This window comes from Bradyrhizobium sp. SZCCHNRI20481 (genome assembly GCF_032485055.1).
Classification (GTDB): Bacteria; Pseudomonadota; Alphaproteobacteria; order Rhizobiales; family Xanthobacteraceae; genus Bradyrhizobium.
This window is the reverse complement of the sequence record NZ_JAUEUE010000005.1, coordinates 207791-223262: the sequence shown is the minus strand read 5'-3', so window position 1 is coordinate 223262 and position 15472 is coordinate 207791. Positions and strand designations below refer to the sequence as shown.

Here is a 15472-nt window from a genome sequence, read left to right as displayed (position 1 = left end):
TGGTCCGTTGTTGTCATTGACGCCCGGAGGGGACGTCGCCTCTCATGCGAAGATCGAATTGCCGTTGGCATCGAAGCGATAGATGCGGTTCGGCTCCGGCCGCAGCGTCACGGCGTCGCCGGCACTGAGGCGCTTTTCGCCGACGACGCGCACCGTGAGCGTGCCGAGCGCGCCCGCATCGACATAGAGAAAGGTGTCGCTGCCGAGATGCTCGGCGATGACGACCTTGCCGGGCCAGCCCTGTCCGTCATCGACAACCGCGACATGCTCGGGCCGCACGCCGATCGTGGTCGCATGGTGTTTGTCCGCTTCCGCGCCGGTGATCAGGTTCATCTTCGGCGAGCCGATGAAGCCGGCGACGAACAGATTGGCCGGGCGCTGATAGAGCTCGATCGGCGAGCCGTACTGCTCGATGCGGCCGGCATTGAGCACCACGATCTTGTCGGCCATCGTCATGGCCTCGACCTGGTCATGCGTGACGTAGATCGCCGTGGTGCCGAGCTGCTTCTGCAGCCGCGTCACCTCGAGCCGCATCTGCACCCGCAGCGCGGCATCGAGATTGGACAGCGGCTCGTCGAACAGGAACGCCTTGGGCTCGCGCACGATGGCGCGGCCGATCGCGACGCGCTGGCGCTGGCCGCCGGAGAGCTCGCGCGGCTTGCGGTCGAGATAGGGCGTGAGGTTCAAGGTCGCGGCGGCCGCCTCGACCTTCTGGTTGATCTCGGCCTTGGGCAGCCCGGCCATCTTCAAGCCGAAAGCGATGTTGCCGCGCACGCTCATATGCGGATAGAGCGCGTAGGATTGGAACACCATCGACAGCCCGCGCTTGGCCGGCGGCACGTCGACGACATTGTTGCCGTCGATCAGGATGCGGCCGCCGGAGACGTCCTCCAGTCCTGCGATCAGCCGCAGCAGCGTGGTCTTGCCGCAGCCGGAGGGACCGACGAACACCACGAACGCGCCGTCGGGAATGTCGAGATCGGCGCCCTTGATGATGTGGACCGGCCCGAACGATTTCTGCACACCTTCCAGCGTGATCCGTCCCATGATCCCAGCCTTTCGTTACTTCACTGCGCCGAAGGTCAGCCCGCGCACGAGCTGCTTCTGGCTGAACCAGCCGATGATCAGGATCGGCGCGATCGCGAGCGTGGAGGCCGCCGACAACCGCGCCCAGAACAGGCCTTCCGGGCTCGAATAGGAGGCGATGAAGGTCGTCAGCGGCGCCGCATTCAGGGTCGACAGGTTCAAGGTCCAGAACGCCTCGTTCCAGGCGAGGATGAGATTGAGCAGCAGCGTCGAGGCGAGGCCTGGAATCGCCATCGGCGTCAGCACGTAGATCAGCTCGCGCCCGATCGTGGCGCCGTCCATCCGCGCCGCTTCCAGGATGTCCTTCGGGATCTCCTTGAAGTAGGTGAACAGCATCCAGATCACGATCGGCAGGTTGCCGAGGCAGAGGATGAAGACCAGCCCGGTGCGGGTGTCGAGCAGACCGAAGTTCTTGTAGATCAGGTAGATCGGCACGAGCACGCCGACCGGCGGCATCATCTTGGTCGAGAGCATCCAGAGCAGGATGTCCTTGGTGCGCTTGGTCGGCGCAAACGCCATCGACCACGCCGCGGGAATGGCGATCAGCATCGCGATCAAGGTCGAGCCGCCGGCGATGATCAGCGAGTTCAGCGCGTGGTGCAGATAGTCGCTGCGCTCCTGCACGGTGGCGTAATTTTCGGTTGTCCAGTGGAAGAACAGGAACGACGGCGGCGTCGCGAACGCCTCCAGCTCGGTCTTGAAGCTCGCCAGCACCATCCACAGGATCGGGAAGAAGATCACGAAACCGGCGAGCCAAGCGGCTGCCGTCGAGATCACGACATGACGTCCGGTGACCTTGCGCGCCATGGTGTCACGCCTCCAGATTGCGGCCGACGATGCGGACCAGGAAGAAGGCGACGATGTTGGCGATGACCACGGCGACCAGGCCGCCGGCCGAGGCGGTGCCGACATCGAACTGGATCAGCGCCTGCGAATAGACCAGGAAGGCGATGTTGGTGGTCTGCAGGCCCGGTCCGCCGCCGGTGGTGACGAAGATCTCGGCGAACACCGTGAGCAGGAAGATGGTCTCGATCAGGATCACCACCGTGATCGGGCGCGCCAGATGCGGCACGGTCAGATAGATGAAGCGCGACAGCGCGCTCGCGCCGTCCATCTCGGCCGCCTCCTTCTGCTCCTCGTCGAGCGACTGCAGCGCGGTCAGCAGGATCAGGGTGGCGAACGGCAGCCATTGCCAGGCGACGATGAAGATGACCGCGAGCAGCGGCGCATCGGTGAACCAGTCGATCGGCGTCATTCCGAGCGAGGTCGCGATCCACGCGAACAGGCCGGACACCGGGTGCATCAAGAGGTTCTTCCACACCAGCGCGCTGACGGTCGGCATCACGAAGAACGGCGCGATCACCATCAGGCGGATGATGTTGCGGCCAATCACCGGCTGGTCGAGCAGCAGCGCCAGGGGAATGCCGAGACCGATCGTCAGCAGCAGCACCGAGCCGACCAGGACGAGCGTATTCTGCAGCGAGGCGAGGAAGGCGGGATCGGTGAGGAAGTACTCGAAATTCTCCAGGCCGACGAAGCGCTCGGAGCCGGGATCGAGCAGGCTGTAATGCAGCGTGGAGAAATAGACTGTCAGCGCCAGCGGCACGATCATCCAGATGAACAGCAGGATGACCGCGGGCGACAGCAGCGCGCGGGCCAGGATTTGCGTCTGTCTGGTGGCCATGACCGCCGTTCCTTGTTCGCTCGACAGATATTGCCGTCATTGCGAGCGAAGCGAAGCAATCCAGAACACGGGCGGGACTCTGGATTGCTTCGTCGCCTTCGGCTCCTCGCAATGACGAGCTGATGGCTAGCCGTAGGGTGGGCAAAGGCGCGGAGCGCCGTGCCCACCGTCTTCACGGTTCGCGGCCGGACGGTGGGCACGCTTCGCTTTGCCCACCCTACGGGTCTCGCGCGTCGCGTTCGACCGGAGAAAAAATGCGGCCATCCCTGTGGGGAGGGATGGCCGCCAGTGATCAGCTCGGGAGGAGTTTTGGCTTCGAGCTGATGGACGTGGCGCGCCTATTTGATGTAGCCGGCGCGCTTCATCTCGCGTTCGGTGGACGATTGCGCCGCCGCCAGCGCCGCATCGACGGTCATCGAGCCGGCGAGTGCCGCCGAGAACTGCTGTCCCACCGCGGTGCCGATGCCCTGGAATTCCGGAATGGCGGCGTATTGCACGCCGACATACGGCACCGGCTTCACGGTCGGCTTGTTCGGATCGGCGGCATCGATCGAGGCCAGGGTCAGCTTGGCGAACGGCGCGACCTTCAGATACTCCTCGTTCTTGTAGAGCGAGGTGCGCGTGCCCGGCGGCACGTTGGCCCAGCCGTCCTTGGAGGCGACGAGCTTGAGATAGTCCTTGCTGGTCGCCCAGGCGATGAACTTCTCGGCCGCCTCGACCTTCTGCGAGCCGGCGGGCACCGCGAGGCTCCACGCCCACAGCCAGTTGGCGTTCTTGCCGAGACCGGTGTTCGGCGCCAGCGCGAAGCCGACCTTGTCGGCGACCTTCGATTCCTTCGGGTTGGTCACGAACGAGGCCGCCACGGTGGCATCGATCCACATCGCGCATTTGCCGGAGTTGAACAGCGCCAGGTTCTCGTTGAAGCCGTTCGAGCTGGCGCCGGGAGGGCCGGCCTCCTTCATCAGCTCGACATAGGTCGACAGCGTCTTCTTCCATTCCGGCGTGTTGAACTGCGGCTGCCATTTCTCGTCGAACCAGCGCGCGCCGAACGAGTTCGACATCGCGGTCAGGAACGCCATGTTCTCGCCCCAGCCGGCCTTGCCGCGCAGGCAGATGCCGAACACGCCGCCCTGCTTGTCGGTGAGCTTCTTGGCGGCATCGATGACGAAGTCCCAGGTCGGGCTCTCCGGCATCTTCAGCCCGGCCTTGTCGAACAGGTCGGTGCGGTACATCACCATCGAGCTCTCGCCGTAGAACGGCGCGGCGTAGAGCTTGCCGTCGACGGAGACCGCATCCTTGATCTTGGGCAGGATGTCGTTCGCGTCGTAGTCGGCGCCGAGCTTGTCGAGCGGCACCAGCCAGTTCTTCTTGGCCCAGATCGGCACCTCGTAGGTGCCGATGGTGAGGATGTCGAACTGGCCGCCCTTGGTAGCGATGTCGGTGGTGACGCGCTGGCGCAGCACGTTCTCCTCCAGCGTCACCCATTTCACGGAGATGTCGGGATTGGCCTTGGTGAATTCGCTGGTGAGGCCCTGCATCCGGATCATGTCACCGTTGTTGACGGTGGCGATGGTCAGGCTGGTCTCGGCCATGACGGGCGCGGTCAGGAGCGCAGCGCCTGCCAGCGCGCAAAGCATGCTCGTCCGAGTGAAGATGGTCTTCACGGTGTCCTCCCTTAATCCCGCGATGCGTGAACATATGCTCACGGGCTGAGCTGATGTTCACAACACCGGTCAGACTTTGTCAAGCATGCGTCGGCGCCCACAGGTTGTGCGGCGCGGCAAGAAAATGACCTTGGATTGAAAGAGCCGCGCCGTTGCCGCAGAGGTCAGCGGCGCAGGCCTAAGGCTGTCACGCCAGGACGGCGCGCGCCGTGGCCTCGTCGGTGATCAGGCCGTTGATCAGCCGCCCCTTGAGCGCAGCGCGGATCGCCGGGACCTTCGCCGGACCGAGCGCCGCCGCGATGGTCATGGCGCGCGCCGGCACCTCGGGTGGAATGCTGGTGAGCCTGCGGTTGGTGCCGCCGGCGATCACCTTGCCCTTGGCGTCATAGGCCCAGCCGGTGATCTCGCCGATGGCCCCGAGCCGCATCATCTCGGTGAGCTCGTCGCGGGTGACGAAGCCGTCGACATGCATCTGCGCCTTCTGGTCCATCTGGCCGATGCCGACCAGCTTGAGGTCGGCCTTGTCGGCGACCGCCTTGACCTTGGCGATGGCATCGAGCCGGACCATGCGGTCGCGCTCGTCCTCGGTGCCCATCAGGAACGGCAGCGGCATCGGGTAGTGCCGGGCGCCGGTGCGATCGGCGAGCCGGCCGACGGTGTCGAAGAAGCTCGCAGAGCCGTCGGCCAGGATGTTGCCGACCAGCGAGACGATCTGGTGCTCGGGGCGGTCGATCGGCGTGACGCGCTCGACCGCGGCCCGCACCGCCCGCCCCGTTCCGAGCGCGATGATGACCGGCGTCTCGGCCCGCAACGTCGTCTCCAGCAGGTTGGCGCAGCGTTCGGCGATTCCTGCAGACCCGGTGGGCGCAGCCGGGTCGGTCGGCACCACCTCGCAATGCACCAGCGCAAACCGCTCCTTGAGCTGGGCGGCGAGCGCCATGCAGGACGCGATGGGGTGCTCGAGCCGGAAGGTGATCAGCCGCTCGGCAAGGCACAGCGACACCAGCCGCTGCGCGGAGGCGCGCGACACCTGCAGCATCCGCGCGATCTCGTCCTGGGTATGGCCGGCGATGAAATACAGCCAGCCGGCGCGGGCGGCGTCGTCCAGCCGTGATTTGTCGCTGTCGCTGCCCGCCATGACGCCGCGCGGTCTCCTTCCAGTCGCTGCTACCCCGGCCAAGCAGAGGCTCGACGCGGATCGGCCAGCACTATGGCATGGCGGCCGCGGCGCCGGGAACCGAAGCCCGCCGCCATCCCCAGGCGGGCGCAGCAGCCTCGCCCAGACCAGATCATATGCTCGGACCATGGGCAATAGCCCAACCTCGGCAGGTTGCGGCGCAACGACCGGCGCGCTGGCCCCGGAACCTCGCCGGCCGCACAACGGCTCCCCATCCATGAGGGATGCGGCGTCTCGGGAGGCCGCTTAGCTGGGAGGCATGGCTGTCCCTCCCCTCGTCCGCCCCAACCGCGCCGCGCCGGTGCTCGTCTGCCGCAAATGCCTGAAGCGCAGCGATGACCCCAAGGCCACCAAGAAGGCCAGCAAGAAGGCGATCAAGCATGCGCTGACATCAGAGCGTGAGCGCGGCAGTGGCCCCCGCGAGAAGCCCGCGCGCGTCGTCATGACGAGCTGCTTCGGCCTGTGCCCGAAGCGGGCGGTCGTCGTCACCGGCGGCGTCCGCACGGCGCGCGGCGAATATGTGCTCGTCTCCGCCGCGGAGGACGCGGCGGGCGCCCTGGCGCTGCTGCGTGACGATCAGAACAGCGCGTCCTGAGCGCCGTCGGCCGCCGCTGGCGACCGGCCGATGGTCAACGAAACCTTGCCGCGAACGATCGAATGTCGCGGCCGATGTTGACGCTTGCTTGGCACGCGCAGGGCTTAGCTGCGGGGATCATCGTCGTCGGCAAGCGTCCCATGAGCCCCACCGCAACCATCGCAGTTTCCGGCATGAACGCGGCTTCGCGCCGCCTCGAGGTGTCCGCCTCGAACGTCGCCAATGCACGGAGCACCGGCGCGCTGCCCAATGCCGACGGCACGCTGCCGGCGGGCGCCCCGAAAGCCTATGTGCCGCTCGATCTGGTGCAGAGCGACGTCGCCGGCGGCGGCACGCAGACGACCATCACCCGTGCAGGCTCCGGGACCACAGCGAGCTACGATCCCTCGGCGCCGTTCGCCAACAAGGACGGCCTGGTCGCGGCGCCCAATGTCGATCTCGCGCAGGAGATGATCAGCCAGCTCGTCGCCAAATACAGCTTTGCCGCGAATGCAAAAGTGCTGAAGGCGAGCGACGAGATGAGCCGGACCGTGATCGACATGAAGGTGTAGGCCGGCCTCGACAGCTCGGCGGCTCGCGCCGCGTCAGCGCGAGAGTGCGGCGACCAGCCAGTGGATCAGCGTGGCACCGCCGATAGGTGCGACCATAAGCAGCATCATGTTGAAGCCGATCAGCACGAGCAGCAGCCTTTCACGCCGCGGCGACAGCCGCCGCTTCGGCGGCTCCGGTTTCGGATCATGCGGCCAGCCACCGGGCAAGTCGACGAACATTGCGGCCTCACCTGTCGCAGCAGAACGCCGGAGCAGGCGCATCGGATGCCCCGCTCCGGACGAGCATCGTAGCACGGCGGGATCATGGAGACGATCGGCGGCGCGTCCTGCGCCGTGCTCACGCGGTGTCCTTGCCCAGCTCGGCCAGCACCTGCGGCTCGACCAGCAGCCCCTGCCGCTCGTATCGCCCACGCGTCCGGCTGAAGCGCACCACGACCGCATGGCGCTTGCTCTTCGCCTTGGCCCGCCGCGACAGCAGCGCGTTGCCCGCGGGCAGAAAGACGAGATCGCCGAGACCAACGCATGAGAGGCATGCCGGACCACCGTCCTCCATCATCAGGAAATCGCCGGTCCCGCCGCAGCGATGACAGCTCCAACCGTCCCGCGTCGGCAGGATCGCCACCAGCTCCGGCACCCGGCTCGCCTTCGCTGCCACACGCTCGCGCTTCTTCTCGGAGAGCGCCGGCGAGACCCAGTGCGTCCGGAACAGCTCTTCAAGTTGCGGATCATTGCTGCGGCTGAACCGCAGCGGCTGCCGGCTTGGCGTCTGTGCGACATAGGCGGTCTCGCTCGGGCTCAGCCCCTTGGCGAGCGCCCAGGCACGAACATGCGTCATCGCCTCCTTGATGCGCGGGAGACCGGAGCGCGTGACCTCCTCCAGCGAGCCGACCTGCCCGCGCCGCCACTGCTCCAGCAAGCTCGCATCGAGCCAGCCGAGGCCACAGAACAGGTCGGCGATGCTGACGTAGTGCTGCTCGGCCAGCAGCGCCTCGGCCGCCCTAGCGACGCGATCGGACACCGGCTCCTTGTTCCCCCGGCTCATCACCGCACCTGCAAGATCGTGAACGCTGACAAGGCGCGCATTATCCAACAGAGCCGGCGGCGATCAAGAGCGGCGCGACCGCAGCATCGGCCGTGACGCGGCCCGATCCAACCGCGTGAGGAGATCTTCCTAGGCGCTTTTCGCGACCGCGCCCTGCCCCGTCCGCTCGCCGGTCACCTCGCCGGCCGGCTCCGGGCTCAGCCAGCGATAGATGAAGCCGCCGGCCGCGCCGCCGAGCAGCGGCGCCACCCAGAACAGCCAGAGCTGCGCCAGCGCCCAGCCGCCGACGAACAGCGCCGGCCCGGTGCTGCGCGCCGGGTTCACCGAGGTGTTGGTGACGTGGATGCTGATCAGGTGAATGAGCGTCAGCGCAAGCCCGATCGCCAGCGGCGCAAATCCCACCGGCGCCTTGCCATGGGTCGCGCCCATGATCACGAACAGGAACATCATCGTCAGCACGAACTCGCTGAGCAGGCAGGCCCCTAACCCATATTTGCCAGGCGAATGCTCCGCATAGCCATTGGCGGCAAAGCCGCTCGCCGTGCTGAAGTCCGGCGCCCCGCTGGCGATCGCATACAGCACGGCCGCGCCAACGATCGCGCCAACCACCTGCGCGATGATGTAGGGCACGATCAGCCCGGTCGGGAACCGCCCGCCGCAGGCCAGCCCCACGGTGACAGCCGGATTGAGATGACAGCCCGAGATGTGCCCGATCGCATAGGCCATGGTCACCACGGTGAGCCCAAACGCGAGCGACACGCCGAGCATGCCGATCCCGACATCCGGCACGCCGGCCGCGATCACCGCACTGCCGCAACCGCCGAACGTGAGCCAGAACGTCCCGATCCCCTCCGCCACGAGCTTGTTGTTGTTGCCGTTCATCATCGCCTCCCTGGGTGCGTGTGATTGGCTGGAGCCCGCCTCTCCCGTCAATGGAGAAGATGATCACTTTGGCAACCTGGAGTCAAAGGCGATTCGTGGCTGTCGTGGGATGCCTGTGACTTTGAGTCAGAAAGAGTCCGACCGTTCGTAGTTCGTAGGGCGGATGAGCGAAGCGTAATCCGCCAGCTTACGCTGCTTGCCAACAGCCGTCGGCGCTCATTCCTGGAGGAAGCTCGTTCCTGCCGTGGACCAGCTTGATCGGCGAGGGGTTGCTCATCGAGCTTGCGGCCGACGGTCCAAAGCCGACATCGATGATCCCGCATGGCGGATTACGCTCCGCTCATCCGCCCGACGTGCTATCGATTTTGCCGACACGCCGGCGAGAGCATCGGCACATTCGCCCATGGCCAATTGTGCCAGCGCCCGTCTTCGCCGACGCAAGCGGAGGCTGTCGGGGCCGGGCTCGTTGTCGCATCCGAGGATGCATCAAGCGCGGCAAATCGGTGGTCGACATAGGTCGTGGACAGATATCCGGCGACAGTCACCACCACGACCACCGCAAATCCCTTGGCTGAGTCACTCCAGCGCATGTCATCACATCCCTTGTTCGGCGTGCCAGGACCACATGGGACTACATTGACGCGCAATCGCGCGGCTGACCGTGAGAGAGGTCACATCGACATCTAGCCGCTATTTCGGCTCCTGATCGGCCGGCTTGTTCGCGGGGGTGGGCCTCGGCGTGCCGGATGCCTCGGCGTTAGTGGAGCGTCACCGTAATCCCTGGCAAGAAAGGCATCCGGCGTCAGGGCTTTCGACTGCGCTTCTTGGTATCTTGCGACAATTCATAGGCTCTCAAAGCTCGCTGCATCAAAAGCAACAACTCTGTTGCAAATGAAACATCGATCGGCGGCCTTTCGCCATGCCGCAGGCGATCAAGTCCTTGCTCGATTAGACTGGCGTTGGTCTGCGTTACGGGATGACCGGCAAGCGCCCTTGTGACGAGGGAATGATTTAAGCCAAGGCGCCTAGCCAACTCACGCTTGCTCCAAGAGCGCTCGTCCGCAAGCTCTCGCAACCGCGCGACCGCGGGGTGACCGATCGTTCCTCGGGGCATGACAGCGTTCTGAGAAGAGGATAATAGCGAATATCTGCTTCATTTTTGTTTTACTTGCAACAAAAACCGTGCAAGATCCGACCAATGGCGCCATCTCGCGCGCTGACTTATATTGGTGAGATCGATGTCTTGGAAGAACAGCGCGATGGTCGCAGTCAAGGTCGAAGTGGGACCGTCGATTAGGCTCCATAGTGGCGCATGGTTCGACTTTGCATCTCCGCACACCAGCGACTTCACGGTCGAAGACATCGCCCATGGGCTCGCACACATCTGCCGGTACTCGGGTCAATGCAGCCGATTTTACTCGGTCGCCGAGCACAGCCTCCTGGTGAGCGACGTCGCCGAAGGTTTCGAATTCGAAGCGCTTCTCCACGATGCCGCCGAGGCTTTTATCGGCGACATAACGCGGCCGCTGAAGCAGATGCTTCCTGACTTCAAGCGGATCGAAGCCGCCGTCCAGAATGCAATCCTGAAGCGGTTCGGCGTAACCTCCCCTCTTCCGCCGCAGATCAAGGAGGCCGATCTGAGGGTGCTGGCTGCCGAACAACGGCAGATCATGCCGTCCGGGACCGACGGCTGGCTAAGCGGAATGTCGATCACTCCGGCTCCGATCGTGGTCCGACATCTGCCGCCGGAGATCGCCAAGAGTATGTGGCTCGAGCGTTTCGAGGCGCTCCGGCAGTAAAGGATTGTCAAGGGGTAATCCCAGGCCCGGTGAGTTCGGTGAAAGGTGGTGATATTTCCCGAGGTCAGCTGGAGGATCTCGCTGTTTGCGTCTTTATGCCGGAACGGGACGCGTAACAGGGGCGGGATTGATGTCGTTGCGTAAGGACATATCGTTGGACGAGCTCGCGCGCGTCGGAAATGTCGCGCAGTTCGTGAGCTTTTCCCCTGACCCGAAGCGGCCGCGGCAGGAATTCTGCCGAGTCACCGGGTTCGACGCTAACCATAGGTTCCCGTCGCTGTCGGACGCAATTCGCGGCCTGATTGAGCACAGTCCCGAAGGGACGATAAATCTTCGAAGCTTCACACCCGACAGTCCGAGAAGCCGCGACTTTCACTACGGCCTCTCCGATCTCGCACAGATCGAGGCACTGGTCCGAAGCATGTCAGCTGAGGGCCTCTTCGTCATCGCTAATGAGACGGTTGACGTCTCCGACGGCGGCGTATCCGGCGTCATCCAGGGCGGAGTGGCCGAGTTTGCGCCCGACGACACGCCGCGCTGCGTGGAGAAGGGCGGCACCGCGTCTCTTCCACTAGACTGGGCTCTCGCGCTCATCGAGCGTGTGTACGGAATTCCCGTCGAAACGGTCGACGCCGGTCGTGGACGGCTCGAATTCAGCGTCCACCCCAAGCCGCGCGGCTGGCGGCGAACCCACACCTTAATGTGGGAATATGAAGGCTCGGACAGCGCCCCGGCCAGGGCGGCTGTTAAGTGGCCGAACCGCTTCAGCCGGTTGATCGGCGACAAGTCTTTCGGTCTGTTGATCGCTCACGTCATCGGTCTGCCCGTTCCCCGCACAACCTGCATCTCACGGCGGATCGCTCCTTTCACATTCGGTGAGACGACGTCGTCAAAGGAAGTGTGGACGCGCACGTGCCCTCGGGAGCAGGAGCCCGGCAGGTTCACCACGAGCAAAGGGTGGCTGGATCCGTTCCGTCTGCTGAACGCCGAAGATCCGACCGGCGAAGCCATCTCGGGGATCCTCTCTCAAGCCGCAGTACCTGCCTCGTTTGCGGGTGCGGCCATCACGGACGCACGCGGCAAAGTCGTCATAGAGGGCGCCGCTGGCGAGGGCGATCGTTTCATGCTCGGCCAGAAGGTGCCGGAACGCCTGCCGAGGAATGTCGTGGAAGATGTCGAGGCGATCTATCACCGAACGAAGGAACGGCTCGGGCCGGTGCGGTTCGAATGGGTCCACGACGGCAAGCGCGTCTGGATTGTGCAACTCCACAAGGGCGCCACCGACAGCGCCGCGTCGACGCTCGTACCGGGCGAAGCCGAACGTTGGGAGACGTTCGACGTTTCGAGCGGCCTGGAAGAGTTGCGCAGCCTGCTGCACCGATTGCCTGCAGGTGTCGGCGTCCGCATCCGAGGCGAGGTCGGATTGACGAGCCACGTTGCCGACCTGCTCCGCAAGCACCAGCGCCCTGCGCGTCTGAGCGAAAGTTGGGCGGTCTAGGCCGCCGCCTAGGGTCCCTCGGAAGGATCGCTACCCTCGCGGCGCCAAAGCACGGCTTTGATGCCTTTGAACACCCGATGAGCCGCGAGTGCGTGCTTCTCGATGTCGGGCACGCCGCCCATAACCGTTAACTCTACCACGGCATCCTTGAGCGCTTTTTTCTTTAGCTTCCGGCGATCGTCGAAAGGAAAGTCTGCAATGGACATGAAGGTGCTGCGCCCCCTCGGCACCGGCCTGTAGATCGTGGCGCCGCTGTTAATCGGGCTCAGCGTGATGGTGTCCCGATGGTCGCCGACTAAGCTCGCCGTATCCAAGGTGATGACGGTCTGCGGCTTGTTGCGATAGGCCCGTGCCCCGAGAAGTCCCCGAAGCCTATCCTTGGACAGCCAGAAAAACACCCGCTCATTCAAAGTCTCGAACCACTCTTCTGGCGTCGTGCCGTCCGTCAGGCACTTCTCCAGTGCCGCACGCGTCATCGGCTTTTGGTCGCGCACAACGGCCACCGGCAAGCCGTCCCGCAATATCTTGACCGATTCCGGCCGGCGTTCCGATTCCAGCTTCCGCCGTTCCTCCCCCTCGAATTTGTACAGGTTGAGCAACGCGGTCGTCGACAGAAGGCCGTGCTCGACCACCGACTCCCAACTCGCGTCCTCAGCCATGTGGTAGAGACGCGGATAGTTCTTCAGCAGATCTTCTTCGTTCACCGCCAATTCCTTCGATCGATGACGCCGAAGCGGTCGAACTTGGTGGATATCAACGTGACCGGCGCGTTGGCCACCCTCTCGACCTCAGCGATGAAAGAATGCGTCTCGACCGACAACTGGTCGTAGCGCGTCGCGTTCTGGTTTTCGGCGGTTATGTAGTCCGAGAAGCTCAGCGCGATGTCGGTCGCGCCGTTCAGTGAGGCCGAGCGCCTCAACTGCTCCCAATCGAATTCGGCCATTCTCCGCTTCTTGCCGGACACGGTTCCGACCTCGGTCCTTTCAATCTGCGACAGCGGCAGCCCCGCTCGATCCGCAATGGTCTGGGCATTGATCTCTTTGCCCATCGGTCCGGAGGTGCCGCCGACGCGGATCGGATAGGTCCGGGTCAGCATGATGATCTTGCGGACCCGCCTCGGCGAGATGCCTGCATCCGCCAGACAGCCGGCCGCGGTCGTCTCGCGCGAGGTGACGTGTGGATAGCTGCCATGATGGATGCTCAGCGCCGTTCCCTGCGTGCCTTCCAGCATGATCTTTCGACCCGCCGAGTAAGCGTCTTCGAGATGGCGCGCCGTGGACCCGACATAGGGCTTCAGATCGGGGTGATGCCGCGCGAGCCGCACCTTGGCTCCGAAGATTGGCTGGTCGCCCCGGTTAAGGATCTTGCGCGCGGTCGCCACGCCAACGCCCTGCTTGGTCGATCCGATCGACTCCAGCGGACCGGCCTCGATCTCGGCGTCGGCGTCCTCGATGATCATCGCCTGCTCGTCGATGACGAGTCGGTCTCCGCCTTCAAGGGCGCATTCTCGGATTTCCTTCATGATCTGCGACGGCCTGATGGTAGCGCCGGGTCCGATGAGGATCTTGGCGTTCACGTTCGACTGCGTGCCCGACGGAAGCTGGATGTAGTCATAGGGCGGATAGGCCACGCGGTGTCCAGCGTTCGGTCCGCCGACCCGTACTAGGACGTCGTAACCCGGCGCGAGATGCGCGCAGATATGACCTTTGCCTTCACTACCGTATTGACCGCCAACGATCACGTCCACGCTCGGCGTCGGTTCCAGCGGGAAAAGACCTAACCCCGCCACGGCCAGCGCCAACAACGAGGCAGGTTCCTTATTGTGGTTCACGATCACCCGATCGGCCTTGCTGCCTAGCAGCCAGACGTTCGCCTCGGTGGGATCGGCCCTGACCTGATCGTAAGTCAATCCGCTATCGGCGATCGACCCGCGGTCCTCGTAACGGTTCTTGATCACATCAAGCGGCGCCGTGACGTAGACGTGGACGAGCCGCTCGCCATAGGTTTCGCGAAGAAACGCGATCTGCGGCGCAGTCCTCACTGCATCGACGAGGATCACGTCTTTGCCTGCGTGCTCGGTGACGTAGCGCGCGATGCCGTCCCGGACCCATCTGCCACCGGTCTGGATATCCAGGCGCTTGCCGGCTTCGATCAGAGCGTCCCGCTCGTTTGGACAACCGGTGTCGATCAACAACTGTCGAGTCGAAATCCGATGGGAACTAAACCTTTTAAGTAGCTCGTCGGCTAAGGCCGACTTTCCGACCGCAACCGGTCCCGAAATGGCAATAATGTAACGCACGAGTAAACCTCTGATTGCGCTGGCGTCCCTCAGAAGTTATGTACCGTGCGCTGATGTGTCCACACCGAATTGGCTTCCCCACAACTTCCGCGAGATCCTCGCACTAATGGTCAGCCTTTTTGGGATGCACTGCAGCAGTGCGACCAGACAATCGATCTTGTTGCGGCGCATTGAGTCTCAGGTACTCATCGTAGGGTAGATGATTACCCGATCCTGGCAATTGCGGTGACGGCAATTGCGGTCAATTGCGCACTTACGAATTACGGTGACGTTGCATTTTTCTTGCCACGTGTTTCTGATGAGCGGCAAACGGCGATCATTTCGTCGTGCTCGGGAAGCAGGTCGGCATCGTCCGTGAGTTCGGATGCTAGCTAACACGGCCAATCGACATGCGGCGGCTAGGCAAGGACGCAATCCATAAATTCCGAATACCAGAAACTCTGTTGACACCACCCCCAAATCAGTGATTTTATTCCCGCCATCCTGCTTCGCCGAGAGGGGCGTATCGCGATCGTCACGGCACGTGAGGCGGGGATGCGGTGGCCGCGGCTTCGTCAGGCGCTTTTTGCGCGACGACTGATGAGCTGCGGACGGCGAAGTCGCGTGGTCCTGGCGCCCCGATGCTGGCGCCAAGGTCGCGGCGCTCATGACGAGCGCAGCGGGCGACGGGGGCAACACAGCCGGTCCCCGGGGAGATCGCGTATAAGCCGTAAAGCCATCGCGCGGGGAAGGCCGGATGTTCGGCCGTACCTGTGGTTCTGCCGCGTGCTTTCTTGCTGCACGCGGACCGCGGGTGCGACCAGCACCCGGCCTTCCCCGCGCCCTCTCAACCTTAGAGGACGCCAACTGCAGCAGAGCTCGGGCCAACACGGCCGCGGGATCGCGGCGGCATGGCCGTGAGCAAGGCTGAGACGAGCAGCAGGCTGTTTGACAGAGTTGATTGGGATTAGAGAGCGCGGCTCAGTCGAGACGCGCGACGCTCGCGGATACGAAGATGCCGAGATGCCCGACATGCGGGTTGATGAGATAGACGATGCGCTAGCCCGCCCGCTTCAGGTCGTCCGTGTCGGAGTAAACACTCGGAATCCAGCCGAGCGCCTGATGGGGCGGCGTGATGTTGTCGCCAGGCCACACGCCGATGGCGGCCGTCGGAGCGGCACCGGCGGCCGGTTCGGCAGAATCCGCCAATGGCCTG

The 15472-nt window shown here is 64.2% G+C and carries 14 protein-coding genes and 1 pseudogene; 4 read left to right on the top strand and 11 right to left on the bottom strand.

Going from position 1 to position 15472, the window contains the following annotated elements:
• Positions 1-42: 42 nt before the first annotated feature.
• From QX132_RS09955 to QX132_RS09935, 5 genes are all read right to left on the bottom strand, one after another.
• Entirely contained in the window at positions 43-1047 is a 1005-nt protein-coding gene (locus tag QX132_RS09955) for an ABC transporter ATP-binding protein (RefSeq protein ID WP_316160944.1), read from the bottom strand.
• 15 nt (positions 1048-1062) lie between these two features.
• On the bottom strand, positions 1063-1893 hold the full coding sequence (locus tag QX132_RS09950) for a carbohydrate ABC transporter permease (RefSeq protein ID WP_316160942.1): 831 nt from the start codon (positions 1891-1893) through the stop codon (positions 1063-1065).
• Positions 1894-1897: 4 nt separating this feature from the next.
• The gene (locus QX132_RS09945) at positions 1898-2770 is read right to left on the bottom strand and encodes a sugar ABC transporter permease (protein WP_316160941.1); all 873 of its coding nucleotides are present in this window, start codon (positions 2768-2770) and stop codon (positions 1898-1900) included.
• Between the two features lie 338 nt (positions 2771-3108).
• The gene (locus tag QX132_RS09940) at positions 3109-4407 is read right to left on the bottom strand and encodes a sugar ABC transporter substrate-binding protein (RefSeq protein WP_316161098.1); all 1299 of its coding nucleotides are present in this window, start codon (positions 4405-4407) and stop codon (positions 3109-3111) included.
• A 214-nt stretch (positions 4408-4621) separates the two neighbouring features.
• Positions 4622-5572 carry a sugar-binding transcriptional regulator gene (locus tag QX132_RS09935; RefSeq protein ID WP_315773572.1) on the bottom strand — a complete coding sequence of 317 codons (951 nt, stop codon included), beginning with the start codon at positions 5570-5572 and terminating at the stop codon, positions 4622-4624.
• Positions 5573-5870: 298 nt separating this feature from the next.
• Between QX132_RS09935 and QX132_RS09930 the strand changes: the two genes are divergently transcribed.
• Together QX132_RS09930 and QX132_RS09925 are read left to right on the top strand one after the other, a co-directional pair.
• A complete protein-coding gene (locus QX132_RS09930) occupies positions 5871-6206 on the top strand; it encodes a hypothetical protein (protein WP_316160940.1) in 336 nt (111 codons plus the stop codon).
• A 140-nt stretch (positions 6207-6346) separates the two neighbouring features.
• The gene (locus tag QX132_RS09925) at positions 6347-6757 is read left to right on the top strand and encodes a flagellar basal body rod protein FlgC (protein WP_315736057.1); all 411 of its coding nucleotides are present in this window, start codon (positions 6347-6349) and stop codon (positions 6755-6757) included.
• A 33-nt stretch (positions 6758-6790) separates the two neighbouring features.
• Here QX132_RS09925 and QX132_RS09920 read toward each other — a convergent pair whose 3' ends face one another.
• The 3 genes from QX132_RS09920 to aqpZ form a co-directional block, all read right to left on the bottom strand.
• Complete coding sequence (locus QX132_RS09920) at positions 6791-6976, bottom strand: hypothetical protein (protein WP_315736055.1); 186 nt, start codon at positions 6974-6976, stop codon at positions 6791-6793.
• Positions 6977-7094: 118 nt separating this feature from the next.
• Entirely contained in the window at positions 7095-7799 is a 705-nt protein-coding gene (locus QX132_RS09915; RefSeq protein WP_316160939.1) for a hypothetical protein, read from the bottom strand.
• 129 nt (positions 7800-7928) lie between these two features.
• Positions 7929-8681, bottom strand: a complete 753-nt coding sequence (gene aqpZ, locus QX132_RS09910; RefSeq protein WP_316160938.1) for an aquaporin Z — start codon at positions 8679-8681, stop codon at positions 7929-7931.
• Between the two features lie 1238 nt (positions 8682-9919).
• On the opposite strand from aqpZ, the gene QX132_RS09905 reads away from it, so the two are divergent.
• Together QX132_RS09905 and QX132_RS09900 are read left to right on the top strand one after the other, a co-directional pair.
• Positions 9920-10480, top strand: a complete 561-nt coding sequence (locus QX132_RS09905) for a hypothetical protein (protein ID WP_316160937.1) — start codon at positions 9920-9922, stop codon at positions 10478-10480.
• A gap of 154 nt (positions 10481-10634) precedes the next feature.
• The gene (locus tag QX132_RS09900; RefSeq protein WP_316160936.1) at positions 10635-11978 is read left to right on the top strand and encodes a hypothetical protein; all 1344 of its coding nucleotides are present in this window, start codon (positions 10635-10637) and stop codon (positions 11976-11978) included.
• 8 nt (positions 11979-11986) lie between these two features.
• Here the strand turns inward: QX132_RS09900 and QX132_RS09895 are convergent, their stop codons facing one another.
• From QX132_RS09895 to QX132_RS09885, 3 genes and pseudogenes are all read right to left on the bottom strand, one after another.
• Positions 11987-12682, bottom strand: coding sequence for a DUF7002 family protein (locus tag QX132_RS09895; RefSeq protein ID WP_316160934.1), 696 nt, complete (start codon positions 12680-12682; stop codon positions 11987-11989).
• On the bottom strand, positions 12679-14277 hold the full coding sequence (locus tag QX132_RS09890; protein WP_316160932.1) for an adenylosuccinate synthetase: 1599 nt from the start codon (positions 14275-14277) through the stop codon (positions 12679-12681). Before QX132_RS09890 ends, QX132_RS09895 begins: the two co-directional genes overlap by 4 nt.
• Before the next feature lie 963 nt (positions 14278-15240).
• Positions 15241-15402: pseudogene (locus QX132_RS09885) on the bottom strand (DUF3141 domain-containing protein); the annotation flags it as partial.
• Positions 15403-15472: the final 70 nt, after the last annotated feature.

What these genes read in the sequence shown, in the direction of transcription:
- QX132_RS09955 (WP_316160944.1), bottom strand. Translation starts at nt 1,047, where the DNA reads ATGGGACGGATCACGCTGGAAGGTGTGCAGAAATCGTTCGGGCCGGTC.
- QX132_RS09950 (WP_316160942.1), bottom strand. Translation starts at nt 1,893, where the DNA reads ATGGCGCGCAAGGTCACCGGACGTCATGTCGTGATCTCGACGGCAGCC.
- QX132_RS09945 (WP_316160941.1), bottom strand. Translation starts at nt 2,770, where the DNA reads ATGGCCACCAGACAGACGCAAATCCTGGCCCGCGCGCTGCTGTCGCCC.
- QX132_RS09940 (WP_316161098.1), bottom strand. Translation starts at nt 4,407, where the DNA reads ATGCTTTGCGCGCTGGCAGGCGCTGCGCTCCTGACCGCGCCCGTCATG.
- QX132_RS09935 (WP_315773572.1), bottom strand. Translation starts at nt 5,572, where the DNA reads ATGGCGGGCAGCGACAGCGACAAATCACGGCTGGACGACGCCGCCCGC.
- QX132_RS09930 (WP_316160940.1), top strand. Translation starts at nt 5,871, where the DNA reads ATGGCTGTCCCTCCCCTCGTCCGCCCCAACCGCGCCGCGCCGGTGCTC.
- QX132_RS09925 (WP_315736057.1), top strand. Translation starts at nt 6,347, where the DNA reads ATGAGCCCCACCGCAACCATCGCAGTTTCCGGCATGAACGCGGCTTCG.
- QX132_RS09920 (WP_315736055.1), bottom strand. Translation starts at nt 6,976, where the DNA reads ATGTTCGTCGACTTGCCCGGTGGCTGGCCGCATGATCCGAAACCGGAG.
- QX132_RS09915 (WP_316160939.1), bottom strand. Translation starts at nt 7,799, where the DNA reads ATGAGCCGGGGGAACAAGGAGCCGGTGTCCGATCGCGTCGCTAGGGCG.
- aqpZ (WP_316160938.1), bottom strand. Translation starts at nt 8,681, where the DNA reads ATGAACGGCAACAACAACAAGCTCGTGGCGGAGGGGATCGGGACGTTC.
- QX132_RS09905 (WP_316160937.1), top strand. Translation starts at nt 9,920, where the DNA reads ATGTCTTGGAAGAACAGCGCGATGGTCGCAGTCAAGGTCGAAGTGGGA.